The organism is Pseudanabaena sp. FACHB-1998 (assembly GCF_014696355.1).
GTDB lineage: Bacteria > Cyanobacteriota > Cyanobacteriia > Pseudanabaenales > Pseudanabaenaceae > Pseudanabaena.
This window is the reverse complement of sequence record NZ_JACJQA010000028.1, coordinates 1-17,548: the sequence shown is the minus strand read 5'-3', so window position 1 is coordinate 17,548 and position 17,548 is coordinate 1. Positions and strand designations below refer to the sequence as shown.

10 protein-coding genes are annotated in these 17,548 nt (G+C 43.2%); 3 read left to right on the top strand and 7 right to left on the bottom strand.

The window, feature by feature from the left end:
* Positions 1 to 272: 272 nt before the first annotated feature.
* Positions 273 to 1,295, top strand: coding sequence for an FHA domain-containing protein (locus H6F42_RS11560; RefSeq protein ID WP_190399520.1), 1,023 nt, complete (start codon positions 273 to 275; stop codon positions 1,293 to 1,295).
* Between the two features lie 16 nt (positions 1,296 to 1,311).
* Here the strand turns inward: H6F42_RS11560 and H6F42_RS11555 are convergent, their stop codons facing one another.
* Together H6F42_RS11555 and H6F42_RS11550 are read right to left on the bottom strand one after the other, a co-directional pair.
* A complete protein-coding gene (locus H6F42_RS11555; RefSeq protein ID WP_190399519.1) occupies positions 1,312 to 6,261 on the bottom strand; it encodes an AAA family ATPase in 4,950 nt (1,649 codons plus the stop codon).
* Between the two features lie 73 nt (positions 6,262 to 6,334).
* Complete coding sequence (locus H6F42_RS11550; protein WP_190399518.1) at positions 6,335 to 7,690, bottom strand: ATP-binding protein; 1,356 nt, start codon at positions 7,688 to 7,690, stop codon at positions 6,335 to 6,337.
* Between the two features lie 232 nt (positions 7,691 to 7,922).
* Between H6F42_RS11550 and H6F42_RS11545 the strand changes: the two genes are divergently transcribed.
* Positions 7,923 to 8,276, top strand: a complete 354-nt coding sequence (locus H6F42_RS11545) for a DUF565 domain-containing protein (RefSeq protein WP_190399517.1) — start codon at positions 7,923 to 7,925, stop codon at positions 8,274 to 8,276.
* A 48-nt stretch (positions 8,277 to 8,324) separates the two neighbouring features.
* On the opposite strand, the gene H6F42_RS11540 is transcribed toward H6F42_RS11545, so the two are convergent.
* Together H6F42_RS11540 and H6F42_RS11535 are read right to left on the bottom strand one after the other, a co-directional pair.
* Positions 8,325 to 8,972, bottom strand: a complete 648-nt coding sequence (locus tag H6F42_RS11540) for a cob(I)yrinic acid a,c-diamide adenosyltransferase (RefSeq protein ID WP_190399516.1) — start codon at positions 8,970 to 8,972, stop codon at positions 8,325 to 8,327.
* Positions 8,973 to 9,140: 168 nt separating this feature from the next.
* Entirely contained in the window at positions 9,141 to 10,337 is a 1,197-nt protein-coding gene (locus H6F42_RS11535; RefSeq protein ID WP_190399515.1) for a class I SAM-dependent methyltransferase, read from the bottom strand.
* A gap of 145 nt (positions 10,338 to 10,482) precedes the next feature.
* On the opposite strand from H6F42_RS11535, the gene H6F42_RS11530 reads away from it, so the two are divergent.
* Positions 10,483 to 11,628, top strand: a complete 1,146-nt coding sequence (locus H6F42_RS11530; RefSeq protein ID WP_190399514.1) for an ATP-binding cassette domain-containing protein — start codon at positions 10,483 to 10,485, stop codon at positions 11,626 to 11,628.
* A 35-nt stretch (positions 11,629 to 11,663) separates the two neighbouring features.
* Here the strand turns inward: H6F42_RS11530 and H6F42_RS11525 are convergent, their stop codons facing one another.
* From H6F42_RS11525 to H6F42_RS11515, 3 genes are all read right to left on the bottom strand, one after another.
* A complete protein-coding gene (locus H6F42_RS11525; protein WP_190399513.1) occupies positions 11,664 to 13,418 on the bottom strand; it encodes an ABC transporter ATP-binding protein in 1,755 nt (584 codons plus the stop codon).
* 260 nt (positions 13,419 to 13,678) lie between these two features.
* Positions 13,679 to 14,623 carry a glycosyltransferase family 9 protein gene (locus tag H6F42_RS11520; RefSeq protein WP_199288991.1) on the bottom strand — a complete coding sequence of 315 codons (945 nt, stop codon included), beginning with the start codon at positions 14,621 to 14,623 and terminating at the stop codon, positions 13,679 to 13,681.
* Positions 14,624 to 14,930: 307 nt separating this feature from the next.
* Positions 14,931 to 17,548: COR domain-containing protein (locus H6F42_RS11515; protein ID WP_190399512.1), on the bottom strand; the 2,618-nt coding region annotated here is incomplete at its 5' end.

Below are 17,548 nucleotides of genomic sequence, written 5' to 3'. Positions count from 1 at the left end.
ATTAATAATCTATAGTAATTCTCTTTAATTAACATCATCCCTTAGGATCAAGTAGGATTTATGAGAAGCTTACTTTGTAAGCTTTTCATAAATCCTACTTGTTTTTTAATCCATAGCTGGAGCAGGCGATCGCAGAATAGCGAGACTCAAATTGTGATTACCTACTTACAACTATAATTACCAACCGTAAAAAAAACGGTATATTAACAGAAGTGGAGACCTCAAGAGACGCAGAATAACTTAAAAACTCATATTTGGGGGTTAATAACCTTGTGATTCAGTCTGTCACAAATTGGGATGAAAAGACACATATCGTACTGCATACATCTCAAGGTGCGGTAGAGATTCCTCTTATAAATGCTTATTCTTGGACATTGGGGCGGGGGTCTGAAAATGACATTCCTTTAGGAGATAAATGTACATCCCGTAACCATGCGATGTTTCAACTCGTCGGGGAAAGCAATTATTTTTTGATCGATCTGGGTAGCCGTAATGGCTCCTTTGTAAATGGTCGGCGCGTCACGATTCCTGTGAGCTTAAAAAATGGCGATCGCATTACGCTGGGAGAAACAGAGTTAGTGTTTCACTGCCCTGAATATACGACTTCGCCTGATACGGGGACATCGCAATCGGAAGAAACTGATGCGACAGATTCGGGGGCTACAGCTATGCTCCATAAACGCCAGTTAATAACCGTATTAGTGGTTGATATTCGCGATTTCACTAAATTAACCCAACAGATGGATGAGCATATTTTGTCGGAAGCGATCGGGACATGGTTTCGTCGTGCAGGGCAAATCATCGATCGCTACGGTAGCTGGGTTGATAAGTACATCGGTGATGCGGTGATGACGGTTTGGATTCATGATACCGAAAAGACTCTGGATACAGTATCTACTCAAGAAATGCTCAAAGTTTACCGTGCGCTCTATGAACTCTATGAAATGAGCAATGAACTCAATCAGCAATTTGACTTGCCCTTTCAACTAAGGGTGGGCGCAGGCATCAATACGGGCTATGCGATGGTAGGACAAATGGGAACTAGTCAGCATCCTGATTACACCGCCCTTGGGGACACGGTAAATGCGGCGTTTCGGTTAGAGTCTTCAACTAAACAATTGGGCTTAGATGTGGCGATCGGTTCTACCACCTATGCCCATACACCCTATGCCGCAGTTTTACTGCCCCTAAAGCAGCATTCTGTCTCTCTAAAAGGCTATAGCTCTCCCACCATTACCTATGCAGGAACTTTTAAAGAACTAGGCACATATATTCAAAAGCTGGATGCCGAGTAAAGAGAAGGTTTGTTTTTTAGCGGGAAGCTTTGTAATTTAGCAAATTAGTATTTTCTTTATGCATTTTGGCATTGTATTGCAAATAGTCATGCAACCATTCGCAGCCTTGGGACACTAACTCCGAGAGGTTGAGATTCCATAGACCTACTCTATTGTCGCCATGCCCTGAGGCAAAGAACCTCCCATCAGGATGGAAACAAAGACTAATGGGTGTGCTTTCTGGGCATTTAATAGTTTGCAGTTCCTTGCCATCTAAACTCCAAAATTTAATGGTATTGTCACCACTGCCCGAAATAATGCTGCGTCCGTCAGGGCTAAAACAAACCGCCCAAACTCCCGACTCATGAGATTTAAAGGTTTTTAATATTTCCCCTTGAAGGCTCCAGAGATTGAGCGTACCGTCACCACTACCCGACAGAATAGATTGACCGTCAGGGCTAAAACACACACTCCATACTGAGCCCCGATGTCCGATTAAAGTTAGTAATTCTTTGCCTTCTATACTCCATAGCTTAATCGTGTTGTCACCACTACCAGAGGCAAATTTTTGACCATCAGGGCTAAAACACACACTCCATACAGTGGACTTGTGACCTTTAAGAGTGGCTAATTCTGTCCCATCGATTTGCCATAACTTGACCGATTTGTCGCTACTTCCTGAAACTATGAGTTTGCCATTGGCGCTAAAATCCACAGACCAAACTGCGGTGCTGTGTCCCGTAAAGGTTTGCAAGAGCTTATGTTTTTTGCCCATAATTGACCATAGGGAAATGACACTATCGCCACTTCCGACCAGCAAACTCTTACTATCAGGGCTAAATTTGACGCTGAGAATATCATGCTCACCGCTAATGGTTTGAATTTCATTGCCTTGCAAATCCCAGCATTTAATTTGATCGTCTAGCCCACCCGAGATAAGATATTTGCCGTCAGGACTAAAGGTTAGGGTTCTAACGGCGGCATTATGCCCTCGTAGGGTTTGCTGAGTGCGGCTGTGAATATGCCATTGACGGATCGTGCAGTCTAAACTGGCGGAAACTAGGCTGTTATTGTCGGGACTGAAATTAACGGAACGAACAGCATCATTATGCCCTTTAAAAACCTGTAGTTCCTTACCAGCGAGATCCCAGATTTTAATCTTTTTATCAACGCTGCCTGTGGCAAGGATCGAGCCATCTCGGCTAAAGGTGACGCTCCGAATCGCGCTAGCATGACCTTCAATGGAAAATACTTCTTCTAAGGCGATCGCCATATTCGTTGTATTTTCCGCTTCAGAACGGTTCATGCGCCAAAGCTTGAGGATACCATCGCCACTACTCGAAGCGATAAATGCACCCGTAGGATGAATGCTAATGCTACGAATATCGGCAGTATGCCCCTTAGCGCTCTGAAGCAGAGTCCCATCAAGACTCCAAATCATAATCATTTTATCAGCGCCGCCCGAAATAATCCAATTACCATCGGCACTGAATAGGACTGTCCGCACATCGCCACGATGACCACTGATGGTGAGTAATTCTTCGCCATCCAGATTCCACAGCTTAATGGTTTCATCGGCACTGCCCGAAACAATCATCTTGCCATCAGGACTGAAGCGGGCGCTCCAAACTGTACCACCATGTCCCGTAAAAGTCTTCAGGCGATCGCCTTGGAGGTTCCATAGACCAATGGTTTTATCACTACATCCCGATAGGATCGTTTGTCCGTCGGGGCTGAAGGTCGTACTGCGAACTACGCCTGTATGTCCGACCAGTTGTAGTATTTCGCGTCCATCGAGATGCCATAGCTTAATCAAATTATCAAGCCCGCCCGAAACCAGCATAGAGCCATCAGGACTATATTCCGTCGTCCATACGCCTTCTAAATGGGCTTGAATTCGATTTTTTTCCTTGATGTTATAGATCGCTCGGTAGATAGTGCTAGTTAGTTGAAGACGATTTTCACTATCGATCTCATCAATTTCCGTTAGCCAATGTTGGGCTTTGTGCATAGTTTTAACTAGTTCATCAAGCTCCACGAGATTTCCATCTAATAGGCTATTTAAGCCAAGGCTATCGGCGATCGCTTGGGAATTTTTGAGGGAGCCTTCTAATTGACGCACTGTTTGACGCAGTTCGGCTTGAGTTTTTTCTAGTTCCTTTTGTAGCTTTTGGATCTCGGGTGCTTGGGATTTACGAATTACCACTGCTAAATAGTCATGAACCAGTTGACAGCGATCGGTAGGATTTTCAGGGATTAATACGACTAGCCCCGAACCAACTAAAATCTGAAGGATTAGCTCGATTTTCGATCTGTCAATTGCGTGAACATCTGCCAACTCTTCTTCATTTGGTTCTAGATTACTATCAGAATCTCCTGTATTATCTCCTGCATTACGCTTCTGTACCTCAGTATTGAGATGAATTATACTTCTTTCCAGTTCAGCATAGGTTTTAAGAGGTCGAGTTCCCTTTTCGTCGGTGAGTAGATAGAGAATGAGGTTAGTGAGTCGATAATTTTCTTTGCCACAATCAGAAACCACATTATCTAAATACCTTTGGACAAGGGTTTCTTTGGGGTTATCTCCTAATTTGTGATATTGATGAATGGTGCTGATGCGATCGTGCTGTAGTTGAGCGCCGACAATCTGTAATTCAATGGGGCGAACTTCATCTCGCTCATTTTTTAAATCCTGTACCAATATGTCAATCAGTTGCGGCTCTAAATAAAATTGCGCTCTTTCTGTCAAAGTTTTAATGGTGGAATGGGCTGCCGTCGTTGAGAAATTCCCTAACTGATAAAGAATATTTTTGCTGAGAATATCATTGTCGATCGCACTCATACTCTTGATGCGATTACATTCTAGAAGATAGTGAATATAGTCTTCACGCAGAGACAGGACAACTTTAATGGACGATAAATACTGAAAATCGCTAAGCAAGCCACCAATAAACTCAAAAAAGCGAAGACGTTCATCGATATTTTGTTGATGAATAAAGAAAAATTCTTCAAACTGGTCAAAGATTAAGACTGTACGCAGATTATTGGCTTCATTCCAACGTAGTTGCTCCAGCAATCTCTCCAGAATATTTTCTTTGCTCACATCTGCGCCATTTACCAATTCCATCAATGGCGCAGAATTTTGTGGTAGCGATCGCAAAGCTTCTACTAATTGGTGGGCTAATTCCTGTTCCCAACTTGTATAAACTCTCATAGAGACAGGAATTACATCTCTTCCACCAAAGGAAGCTTGTTGTAAGGCAGGCATTAGCCCTGCATTCACAAAAGAACTTTTGCCAACACCCGAATTACCATGCAGTACAATCATTTTGTAGCGAGGTTCGCCAAGGCGTTGGGTTAGCTCGTCTAAATCCTGCTTACGCCCCGATGCATAGATTTCAGGTGAAATAATAATTCGATTAGAGCGTTCGGAAAAACTAGAATATTCCTCTAGGCATGATTGCAATTGCCCCGCACCGATAAAAGCGCGATAGCCATAGCGTTGCTCGATCGCTAAGCGTTCCTGTTTAGTTTGAAAAGCTTCTAAATAATCACCTTGGGAGAAGCAGAGATCTCGTAATGTATTCAGGATGCGGATATACATTCGAGGATGTCCGCAATGCTCTCTTCGCTTGGCTTCGAGTAGGTTATCTAGAGCTTGATCGATTTGTTCTAGTTGAATTTGGGCTTGGGCTAAGTAGCAAAGATATAATCCATTTAGCCATTGAATAGATTGCGGTGCATCAATAAGAAGCTTTAGTGCTTTCTGGGCAAATTCTTGAGCTAGTTCCCATTCCCCGATTTCTAAGTTTACTTCTGCCAAAAAACCATAATCAGCGATAATATCGCTAGTTCCACCATAGGTTTCATGGATTTGGAGAGCCTTTTGAGATATTTCCTGCAATTCTTCCCATGCTTGGAGATGATGCAAAGTACGTTGTAGCTGCAAATAGCACTGAGACATTAAGTCCTGTCGATTTGCTTTTCTAAATAATTCTAAGCTTTGGTCAAACAATTCCTCAACTACCCGCCAATTTGCTTCGTAGGAATGTTTTTCTAATTTGGTAAGGTGATAGCGTCTTCGCCCTATTTGATAGAGGAGAAGTCCTTGTCTTTCGGTATTTTGAATAGATTCCCAATATTTGTAGCTAGATTGTAAATAGTTAAGAGCTTTATCAAAATCATGGGTATTCATCCCCCGAATAAAATCTAATCCAGCCTGTAAGGATACTTCAATCTTTTGACCTTGATTGGACAAATCGCGCAGGGCTACATCAAGCTCGGAAAGATAAATTCCGCCTAAATGAGAAATTCTTCCCAAACTATGGCTAGGATCGATGAGATTAGCGGCGAGAGACAAACTAAATAGAGCTTCTGTACCCGCAGACAAAGATTCTAGTAAGTCACTACTGGCAATAGGAAACTCAATGGTGGTCGTCCAACTTTCAAAGTCGGGAGCCATTTTAATTAAGCGTTTCAGTAGATCATCGTTAATCCATAGCACAATCGGAAAGAGACAGTTTTTGCGGAACTCTTCACGGATCTGATTTAGTCCTTTAATTAATGCATCTATATTTTCTGCTGATTCTAGTCCAGTGACGATCACTGGGGCTAAGTTGCCTTCACGAAAAGCGGGAGTTGAAGCTTGAATTGCATAATAAATCGATGTTGTAGCCGCATCTAACTTTACTTGTCGTGCTTTGGTAGGCAAGATTTCTTGAAGACGGGCGATCGCGCGATCGCGAAGATTTACATAATTACAACGAGCGAGTAAGAGGGTGAAAGTTCCGTCATAAATATCTAGAAGTAGGGATAACTCTTGGAGAGCATCTTCGATTTCCAAAGAAATATTAAACGAGTTAACCAACTCATTTTGATAAATATCTAATTGTGTTGTCAATTGCTGAAGCGCTTGTTCGGCTTCGGGCGACATATTAAATATGGTTGTTTCTTCAGAGGCTTTGTTGGGGTAAGGAATCTCAGACATAATAGATATTTACTCTCCGCGATCGCAATCAATTGGCAGCAGCAAAAGGAACGTGCCAAGCACGTTCCTTTTGCTAAATAGCGAATTCTTGGGCTGTAGCAAGTACTGGATTAACCTCAAACCAAGAACCATTTTCATCTTGATATTCATAGACATACATACTTCTAATCAAGGTTTGATAGCCAGTATCGCCTACTACTTTCTTGGTGTTGTTAACTTGTTTGAGAAGCTTCCATTCATCATCATCAATGGAAAGAACTAATTCATTTCGACGTTTACGAATAGTCTCTTCCAGCACCTCAAGGGTCACGGGTAACCCACGTTGTTTGCGGAGTGCGTCATTAAGCAATCGCATAATATTTCGTACATGACCTCCACTAGCAAAACAAAGGCGATCCAAGGTATCTAGACTATCGAAAACTTCCCCTACGGCTTTTAGTCTCTCAAGGGGGGCGCTATCTGGCATTACTCTAGAGAGAATCATCTGACGTAAAAGCGCCATGCCTTCTTCATGGGCTGTGCCATCTCGCCTGACCACGGGAACCATGGGCAGGACAATGGGATCGGTCATGAATCTCGCCACTAGGGTTCCATAATCCCTTGAAAATCTCAAGGCGAGGGGCATGGTGTAGACCACATGGCATTGTAATTTGCGGAGTTGTTCTGCTCGATCAACAAATAGATATTCGGTTTGGGGTCTGCCCCAAGGTTTAGGAGAGTCATCTACGCGATCGAGGTTATCGACGATAACAACAATGCCTTCTTTGCCAATTTTTTTAAGATCGGCGATCGCTGGCAAGAGAATTTCTTGATTAATTAAATCGAGTAGTCCATTGGTTTTTGGTTCCATGTAGCCGCGCAATTTACTGCGAACATCGGGGCTATCTTTGGTTTTTGCTGATAGCTTGCCAATGCCCAGAGACAAGGAAAATTCGCCACTGGTATTGGCTTCCACTTTTCCCACCCCCGGCACTTCGGCTTCGGCGGATAGTTCGATCTCAGTTTGTAAGATTTTGACCGCACCATTGAGCATGGCGCGAAATCCTTTAGCCTCAGTCTTTACCTTGATCGCTTCTAGGCTCTCCACCACCCGTCGTGCGATCGCTAAGAGGATATCGCTAAGATCGACATCTCCCATTTCCATGTCTTGACTGGATTCAAAGTACACGACATGAAAGCCTTCGCTCTCTAGTTGCTGCTTAAGCTGGAGTATTTCTGTAGATTTGCCACAACCGATATGCCCTGTAAATAACTGACAAGTTGGCTGTCCATCGGAAAATAGCGAAATATTATCCTTTAAGTCTTCAACTACTTTACCGCCACGTACCGTCGAGAAATCAATGTAATATTTCTTGTCTTCGGCGCTATCAGCAAGCAGTGTTTTACTTGGATCGGTCGCTTTAAAGAATTTTTTATAATCTACAGCCATATCTCTTAAGTAATTCCTCTGTATGAAATGATAAATCTAAATAAGTGCTGATGCACCCCAAAAGCCCTACTTCTTTAACATTACCAGTGAGGCTATTATAGGGAATTTATCAAGGCTTGGAAATGAAATCATTAATGTAAAGCCCTGTATTTTAAAATATTGTAATGTTAGGCTAGTTTTCAGCCCCGCGTAAGCTCCTCACTACGAATTAAAACTACGACTTAGCGATCCTATGCAGAATACTCGTCTTAGTAGACTGGTTGATGTCAATATTCAGCGATTAGCTCAATGGTCGCAAAATCCTTGGCGACGTACATCTCTAATTATTATTAGTCTCTTGTCAGGATTTTTCTTGGCTTCGGTAATTTCTACTTCCACGGGGGCTAAATCTGAGTTAGATATCCTTGCGGCGGCGGTGACTGCAATTGTTGTAGAACTTATTAATCGGTTGGTGTATAGACATAAACGTAAAGTTAATTCTGAAGGGGTTTTGGAGCCAAATCTATTAACTATAGAAATGCTGAATTGTCTCAAGTTAGGCGTAACCTATGGTCTATTTCTAGAAGCTTTCAAGTTAGGGTCTTAAAACTTTAATAGAGTGTTGCTTTGCAACACTCTATTAAAGTCTCCTGTACTAGTTACGGCGATGGGTTACTTGGTCGGCATAGTCATAAATACTCGTAGGCATTGAGCTACCTGTGAGGACAATGTTGACCTTAGGCGATCGCATTTCTAATACGCTTAGCAATTCTGCTTCGGTGACCAGCGATCGCGTGACTAGCAAATTTGCTTCATCTAGCACGACTAAACCAACCCGAGCGGATTTAATGGCAATTTTGGCATAGTCCCATAGCTCTAAAACTGCCGCCTTTTCTTCATCGGTCAGATCGATTTCTGGGTTGGCGAGATCCCTTTGGGCATCACATCTTAGCCATTCAAAGTTTTCGACGAGGCGACGAGGATTATTCAAGCCTTGATTAATTCCTGACTGAAAAAGCTGAACAAGGAGTACCTGTGTACCTTGCCCCGCCGAACGTAACGCTTGAGCAATGATGTCAACGTAAAGATTACGATGGGGCGCGATAAAAACCTGAATATTTCCTTTGATTGGGGTCACGAGAGGAGTATTTTTAGTTGCGAGTTTAGCCGAATTAGAAGCCGCCTTAGAATCTATAGAGTTAGGTTTAGGCTGGCTAGTCTGCGCGTTGTTTGTATGATTCGTCTTAATTTGAGCCGTCTTAATTTGAGCCACCATAAACAAATCTAGTGTTTTATTTTCCACTTAGCATCATAACAGACGCTAGATATAGAAAAAGATCAATAAGATACTTTGCAGCAATTTTGACTATGAAACCGATTTTACCGCTAAAAAACACAAAGACGTTTTTTTGAAAGCACTCTTTGAGCGGGCTTTCAAAAAAACGAATCAACAGAAACCCCATAGAATTATCTAGAGATGCTGGAGCAAGATAATTTGTTGCTTTTGCAGCGATCGCACATCTTCTAAAGTAGCATCGACGGACTGCAATAGTTGAGCAACGCTCTTTTGGTGAGTTTGATTACCATCGCAAGCACGCAGAAAATTCCATTCCGCATCACTAATTTTGGCAAGTTGATAGTTATAGTCAAAAAAGCTGGGACTCTCTTGCCAACCATAATTACAAGGGCTTGGTTCAGGGATGGCGGCGAGTAACTGCGCGTCATCTTGCCAAGTTTGCTTAGGAAGAGGAGGACGGGCTAAGAAGAACTCATAATGGGTAATTGCATGGGGATCGAGAACTTCCAACAATCTATAGCGTTCTCTTTCGGTAAGATTTTTTGTTCTTTCCATTAGTTCAGGGGAATTACCAATTAATCGATCTAAGTCCCATACTTTAGGATTAGAAAAGCCAAGAAATTCTAAACCTGATGCATCTATTAGTTCAAAGAGAGTATTAACGTTGTAATCAATTTCTTGAGGATGCACATACATATCCGCAAAACAAGCATCCTGCGTATTTTCCAATGACCAGCGCTCCTCTTCGCGACGACGTAGACAATTCTCTTTCGGTAGATTCTTAAATATTTCTCTACCAATTTTTACGCCTTCGACATAATCACCTCGCTTGTCACCTTGCAAGAGGGCGATCGCTTTCTGCATAAGACTAATTTCCCAACGTCCTAATTCGCTATACACAAAAATATGTAGCAATCCACTGGGGGCAAGCTTATGGGCTAGAGCCTGTATGCCACGGATCGGATCGGCGGTATGGTGAAGAACACCTACGGAATTAATTAGGTCAAATTCTCCTTCCAATTGGTCAGCGTCAAATAGACTGAGGTGATGGAATTCTACTCGGGTTGCGCCTGACCTCTTGCAGCGTTCTTTTGCAACCGCAAGGGTTCCTTCACTCAGGTCAATTCCAACGACTGAGGCTTCAGGATTGAGATGGACTAGATACTCGGTACTGACTCCCGATCCACAGCCAGCATCAAGGATGCGAATATCATTTTTAGGTGGTTTCTGTCCTGTGCAGAAGCTATAGGCAGCTTGCCAATTCCAACGCCAGTTATAGCCGGGAGGTGGCTCATCTAGGATAGGTTCTGGGGGGAAAGGATAGGTGTTATAGAGTTTGGCTACGGCTTCACTGACTTTTGGATCGGACATGGGTAGTTTTCTAGAATTGTTTTATTATTGGTTTAATATTTTACGGTTAATGTAGACCACAACGTATCGCCATCTAAAACTTAGAGCCTCCGTGCCTTAGTGGTTCCCATCCCCTAACAAAAATAAAACTTCAGGATATTCAACAATGGCTCCCGTTCGTCTATGTAGCGTCACCAAAAAATTTGCAGAAAATACTGTTCTTAAAGAAATCGATCTGGAAGTAGCCGATCGCGAATTTTTGGTGTTAGTGGGCCCATCAGGCTGTGGCAAAAGTACATTATTGCGCCTCATCGCAGGCTTAGAGGAAGTAACCGACGGCTCCATATATTTAGGCGATCGCCAAATTAATCACCTACCGCCCAAAGTTCGCGATATTGCGATGGTGTTCCAAAGTTACGCGCTTTATCCCCACATGACCGTCTATAACAATATTGCCTTTGGCTTAAGACGGCAGCGATCGCGCAATTTATCACCCATCGCTTGGCTATCGCCTACAAGTAAAAAACAAAAATCCGAAATCGATCAACGAGTCCAACAGGTTGCCGAATCCCTGCAAATTTCCCATTTACTAAGCCGCAAACCTAAGGAACTATCGGGTGGACAAAAACAACGGGTTGCCCTCGGTCGAGCGATCGCCCGTAATCCTCAAGTTTTTCTGATGGATGAACCGTTATCAAATCTCGATGCTCAGTTACGCAGTGACACGCGATCGCAAATTGTTCAGCTACAGAAGCAATTACAGGTAACGACAATTTATGTGACCCATGACCAAGTGGAAGCAATGACGATGGGCGATCGCATTGTGGTCTTAAACAAAGGTGACATTCAGCAAGTGGATACGCCTTTAAATATCTATCGTAAACCTGCCAATGTTTTTGTGGCTGGCTTTATGGGTTCTCCACCGATGAATTTTCTGTCAGTACAGGTTGATCAAAATGGCGATCTGCATGGAGAAAGTTTGCATAAGCCAATTTCTATTAACGAGTTAGCAATTAATCAGATCGGACGCGATCGCGCCTTTACACTGGGCTTCCGTCCCCAAGATTTACAACCGACGGATGCCGAGAATGCTCATTTAGAAGGCACTGTCGAACTCGTCGAATCTCTCGGCTCGGAAACCATTGTGTTATTAAAACTTGCTAATAGTGAAATCAGAGCCAGAGTTTCTGCGGATATTAGTTTGGAATACCATTGGCAAATTGGCGATCGCAGTTTTTGGCGCTTTGAACTTCATAAGCTCTATGCCTTTGATGCTGACTCAGGACTAACTTTGCATCATCCCTATAAATAAGAAAAAGGCAATTGGCTCAGCCAATTGCCTTTTTCTTATTTGAGTGCAGCTTCGAGTTTGTGTTGATTCCAGAGTTTTTGATAGAGAGACGAATCGGCAAGCAATTCCGTATGGGTTCCTACCTTCACAATCTTTCCTGCATCCATCAAAATAATGCGATCGCAGGTTGAAGCCGCCGAGAGATTGTGGGTAATGAATAGCACCGTTTTGTGACGGGGAAGATTGCTTAAAATGCTGGTAGCAGTTTGATTGTCCACACTAGAGAGTGCATCATCTAATACCAAAATTGGCGTATCGACTAGCAAAGCTCTCGCGAGAGCCGTGCGTTGCCTCTGTCCACCCGATAGCGTAATTCCCCGCTCTCCCACTAAAGTATCGTATTTTTTGGGGAAATTGAGAATTTCCTGCTCAATTCTGGCTTGATTGGCAAAATTTTCTACCTCATGATCGTATGCATCAGGCTTGCCGTAGCGAATGTTATCGCGCATCGTGGCACTGAAAAGGAAGCTATCCTGCGGCACAAAGGAAATAACCGATCGCAAAGATTCGATCTTCATTTTGGTAATATCCACACCATCGATAAAAATTTGATGGGATGGAACTTCCACTAAGCGCATTAAGGCACTCGCTAGGGTCGATTTTCCTGAGCCAATTGTCCCCAATACAGCCACGGTTTCACCCGAATAGATCGTGAAATTGACATGATCGAGGGCTGGTTGCGTTGCCTCGGCATAGGTGAAAGTGAGTTCTCGCGCTTCGATTTTGCCCGTAACTTCGGTCTTATCCATGGCGATCGCCTCAGCACTATCGACAATCGCTGGTGGTATAACCAGAATGCCTTGAATGCGGTTAATACTCACCACACCCCGTTGATAGGTAACCATCACAAAGCCCAAAATTGCCGTCGGAAAAATTAAGCGCTCCACATAAATAATTAAAGTGAGGAGATCGCCAATTTTAAAGGTGGTATTAGCAGGATTGGCTAATTTCTCGCCGCCAAACCAGATCAGCACCAAAAAGCTAATACTGGCGATGCCGCCTAAAAGTGGAAATAAAATATTACGGCTACGCGCCATTTTTAAATTTGCATCTAGTAGGCGATCGTTCAAGCGATCAAAGGCTGCTCGCTCATTGTTTTCCTGTGCGTAGGTTTTGATCAGCGACATCCCATTGAGATCCTCTTGCAGCAGCGTACTCACCTGCGAGAGTTCTTCTTGCACTTGTAACTGCTCATCGCGCAATTGACCGCTAAACCTTTGCACGATCGCCAACATGATTGGATAAACGGCGATCGAAATCAATGTCAGCACAGGATCAATCGCCAACATCGCTGGCAAGGTCAAGCTATACACAAATACGGAATTAATGATGCTCAGTAAGGCAAAGCCCATTAAGCGGCGAATATTCTCCACATCGCTGGTTACGATGCTGATGGTTTCTCCTGCGGAATTGTTGGCAAAGTAGCTGGGTGGAAGCTTAAGTAAATGCTCGAAAATTTGTTGCTTGAGGCTAAATTCGATTTTGCGACCGATCCCAAAAATCCAGACACGGGATGCCATCCGAATGACCCACATCAGCGATGATAAGCCAACAATCAGCCAGACATATTGCATCAGATGGTGAAAATCAATGACTTTAATCTTGCCCAGATCGTCAACTGCTCCACGAATGAGCCAAGGAATATATGTGCCTAAGACATTAGCCAATAACAAGGCAATTGTGCCAATGAATAAATCAAACCAGTAAGGTCGGATATAAGTTTTAAGATTTTGAAATTGCGATCGCGCCATAATTTATCCATACTACGTCATACCAATTCCCAAAATGGCAATACTATTTTGGGAACTTACAGCCCCTTGCCTTTCTGACAAATGAAATAGGTTGCCATACACCAAGAAAAGAGATTGCCCTGTGATGAGTAACTAAGCGCAATTAAATATAAAACCCCAAAGCCTGTGGCGCACGTTGCGCGTGCGTCACAGGCTTTGATTCTGGTTTTTAATTATGCCTAGTTACTGATAGGGCAATCTCTTTTCTTGGTAATAAAAACTTAGCCTTCCCAGATTTTAGCAAGAACTGTTTGAGGCGACACTTCCTTAAGGGACTGACCAGCACTTGCTTGGACATATTTAATGCGCTTTTCTTGGATTGGTAGCCACTTACTCGCAGACGTATTAGCTCCCAAAATAGCGACTAAAGCTGTACCCACAGCCACACCTAATTGCATCGCATCGCCTTCAGCACAGATAAATAAATTTGCTGCTGCAATCAATGCGGTAAGTTTGCCAATATCCGTGGGGCTAGCGATTAAAATTTCAGGCAATTTGATAGTTAATTGCTTTAAAAGCTCGGCATTATTGACGCTATCGATCGCCACAATCGGCAAGTTCGGCAATTTTGACTTAATATCGGTGGCGATCTCCGCCCAACTGTCAGCAGGGTAGTTGGCATAAGCACCACAATTAAGCAAAATAAAACCGCTTTCTTTAATGCCAAGTCGTTTCTGCTCGGCGGTTGCCCAATCGAGGTCACTTTTAGGCAAATTTACTTTAATGGGTGGGCAAGGCTTCTGGATGCCTAAGGAGAGTAGCAAATTATGGCTCTGTACGGCTGTATATTCGTCGGGAGCCGCAGAAATTATATCTGTCAATAAAAAGTCGCCTTGCCCTTTTAGGGAAATTCGCTTCGGGATGCCACTTAACCACAGCAAGATATTAATCGAAAATCTTGATTGAGTAATAATTGCCGCGTCATACTCGCGATCGCGGATTGTGCCGAGTAAGTTGCCAAAGTCCGCGAGAGAGTTGCGATCGTTATAATCAAACTTGAGTACTCGATTGACAGATTGGCAAATACGATAGGTTGCCAAAGATCGTGGCTCAACTACCACATCAATTTCGGCATTGGGATACTGTTGTTTGAGTGTATCCAGTGTCGGGAAAAACAGTAACTGATCGCCAGTCCCACCTGGAACCAATGCCAGTATTCGCATCATATTTATATATCTCTAGACGAAGACCGTATGTAATATTACTTTGTTTTTGGAAGTTGATACAGATAGCATTAATACAAGATTCATGATATTGCTGTCACTCAATAAAAAAGCAATAATTAATTGGCGGCGCATTGCGCCGCCAATTAATTATTGCTTTTTTATTGGGTTAAGTCCTAATCGCCATCATTTTTTCGTGCAAATGACTGAAAAATATTGCCGAAATTCTATAAATGTCCAGATCCCCGACTTTTTCTTGGCGATCGCAAGGGAATTATAAATTCACAAAAAAAGTCGGGGATCTTAATCTCTAACCTTCTAGAAAGCCTTTGGTTGTGGCAATTACAATTTTTGCAACTGGATGATTTATTGCTTCTTCTAGTGCGGTAACACCACCTTCTTTGATAGCTTTTACTATTTTTTGTTGAAGTGTGGAATCCTTTTTGATCGCATTGACAGCTTCATCTTTAATTAGATTTTGTCCCTTTTCCGTATTGGCATTGTATTCTTCAGAAAGTTGATCGAGTAGCTCTTTGATTTCTTTGGCGGCTTGGGCAAGGTTGGGAGAATAGTTGTTATTTTGTATGCCGATGTTGTCACCTGCAACATTTTGATCGCCTGTAACAACTTGTCCGACTGAATTGTGGAAATTTAAAGTGGTCTGAGAATCGCTCATGGTTTGCTCTTGGTTTTGATTAACGTAAATGCTAACAGATGCTGAATTTGATAGTTGGTTATCCTTATCCAATCGTTTATTTTCATCTTCAAAAGATTTGGATAGCATTGACCGTGCGCCACTGTCATCAATTAAGCCTAATACATTGACAGATTCATAACTAATGTCACACTCAACGTTATATTTACGGTTTTCGTAGCGGCGTTTGAGGTTGGTGAATTCGTAGAAATGGGGATTTTGACTACCTCCGCAGGTGTTGCAGTTGCAGGGGATGAGCTTTTGATATTTGTCGGCGAGGCGTTTGTAGGAGTTGTGGATTTTGTCGAGTTCGTGGGTGACTACTGTTAATAGGTCACGCTTGTTTTTACCAGAGACGCGGATCTTGATTTCGCGTTTGCCGTAGTTTTCGATGACTTCGGCGCGGGTGTTGGCATATTCGCGCTTATGGATGATTACGCCGCTACGCCAGACATTTTGGGCTTCGATGTTTTCGTGTATGGCGACGATGAACTGACGCACGATGCCCTTGGGCATGAAGTCGTAGGTATATCGGAGGATCAGGTTTTCGGATTCATCCCAAGTATATTCAGGTTGGTTTTCGGTGAGGAGTTGGGGGGCGATGTAACTGCCTTTTTCTTGTGGGATTTCGTAGCAGAGTTGAAACTTTTTCATTAGTTCCAGTAAGCCGCCGTGCATTCCTGAATATTTGTCTACGCTCCAGATTTGGGCAAGTTCTTTATTGCTGAAGCGCCCAAAGTTACGGATTACTTTAGGATTGTCGAGAACGGCATAGGCAGCATCGGTTCCCCATTTGGGTTTGAGGATGACGGTTTGATAGAGGGGGGACATTTCATCGTCTTGGAAATGGAGACAGATGCCGAGGTCATGGAGATAGCCGCTAAGTTGCAATGCGTTTTTGCGCTCTTTAAAACCGTTGTCCTTGCAGATTTGAAGATATTCATTGAGGCTGATGTGGTTGCGTGGGTCGTTCTCTAGGGCATGGCGGACTTTGACCCATGTTTTGGGGAGGGTTTGACCGATGTGGGGGAGTTGGCTGAGTTGATGTTGGGCGGCGGTGAGGATTTTTGCTAAATTACGGTTATTTGCGAGATTGGTGGCAAAAACATCTTTAAGGTTCTCAAATTCGCCGCGCAGTTGGTTGACGTTAATTTCCCTCTGACGGTCTTGTTTTTCGTTTTTGATAATCAGGATCGGGCTGTTGTCGCTGAGGAGTTCGATGACGTTGAGCCAATAGTAAAAGTCGGTGTCTTCTTTGCGGGTATCGGCAACGAGGAGATAGAGAGAGCGTTTGGTGAGGAAATATTGATGGGTGGAGTGATAGATTTCCTGTCCACCAAAGTCCCAAATATTAACGTTAAATTGATTGCCATCGCTGCGGGGAAATGACCAATGTAATACTTCGATGCCTTTGGTGCTGTCTTCTTCGCAGAGTTGATAATCGGGATTAATGATTTTATTAGCAAGGGTAGTTTTGCCTGCGCCACCTTCACCGACAATCAGGAGTTTTGCTTCGTAGAGATAGTCTATGCCTTCGGTTTCTATTTGTTTGAAGTATTGACGAATGGCTTCGATGCCCTCTTTTACCACTTCTAAGGGTGGTTTTGTGATTGGATTTTCATCTAGAGCTAAACGAGTCAGTTTTGGTAACCTTGTAATCGAGTCTGGAATCTCGCTGAGACTGTTGTAGCTAAGGTAAAGGGATTGGAGATTGGTTAACCTTGTAATCGAGTCTGGAATCTCGCTGAGACGGGTGTTGCTAAGGTAAAGGGATTGGAGATTGGTTAACCTTGTAATCGAGTCTGGAATCTCGCTGAGACTGTTGTTGCTAAGGTCAAGGGATTGGAGATTGGTTAACCTTGTAATCGAGTCTGGAATCTCGCTGAGACTGTTGTTTCTAAGGTCAAGGGATTGGAGATTGGTTAACCTTGTAATCGAGTCTGGAATCTCGCTGAGACTGTTGTAGCTAAGGTAAAGGGATTGGAGATTGGTTAACCTTGTAATCGAGTCTGGAATCTCGCTGAGACTGTTGTAGCTAAGGTCAAGGGATTGGAGATTGGTTAACCTTGTAATCGAGTCTGGAATCTCGCTGAGACTGTTGTTGCTAAGGTAAAGGGATTGGAGATTGGTTAACCTTGTAATCGAGTCTGGAATCTCGCTGAGACTGTTGTAGCTAAGGTCAAGGGATTGGAGATTGGTTAACCTTGTAATCGAGTCTGGAATCTCGCTGAGAC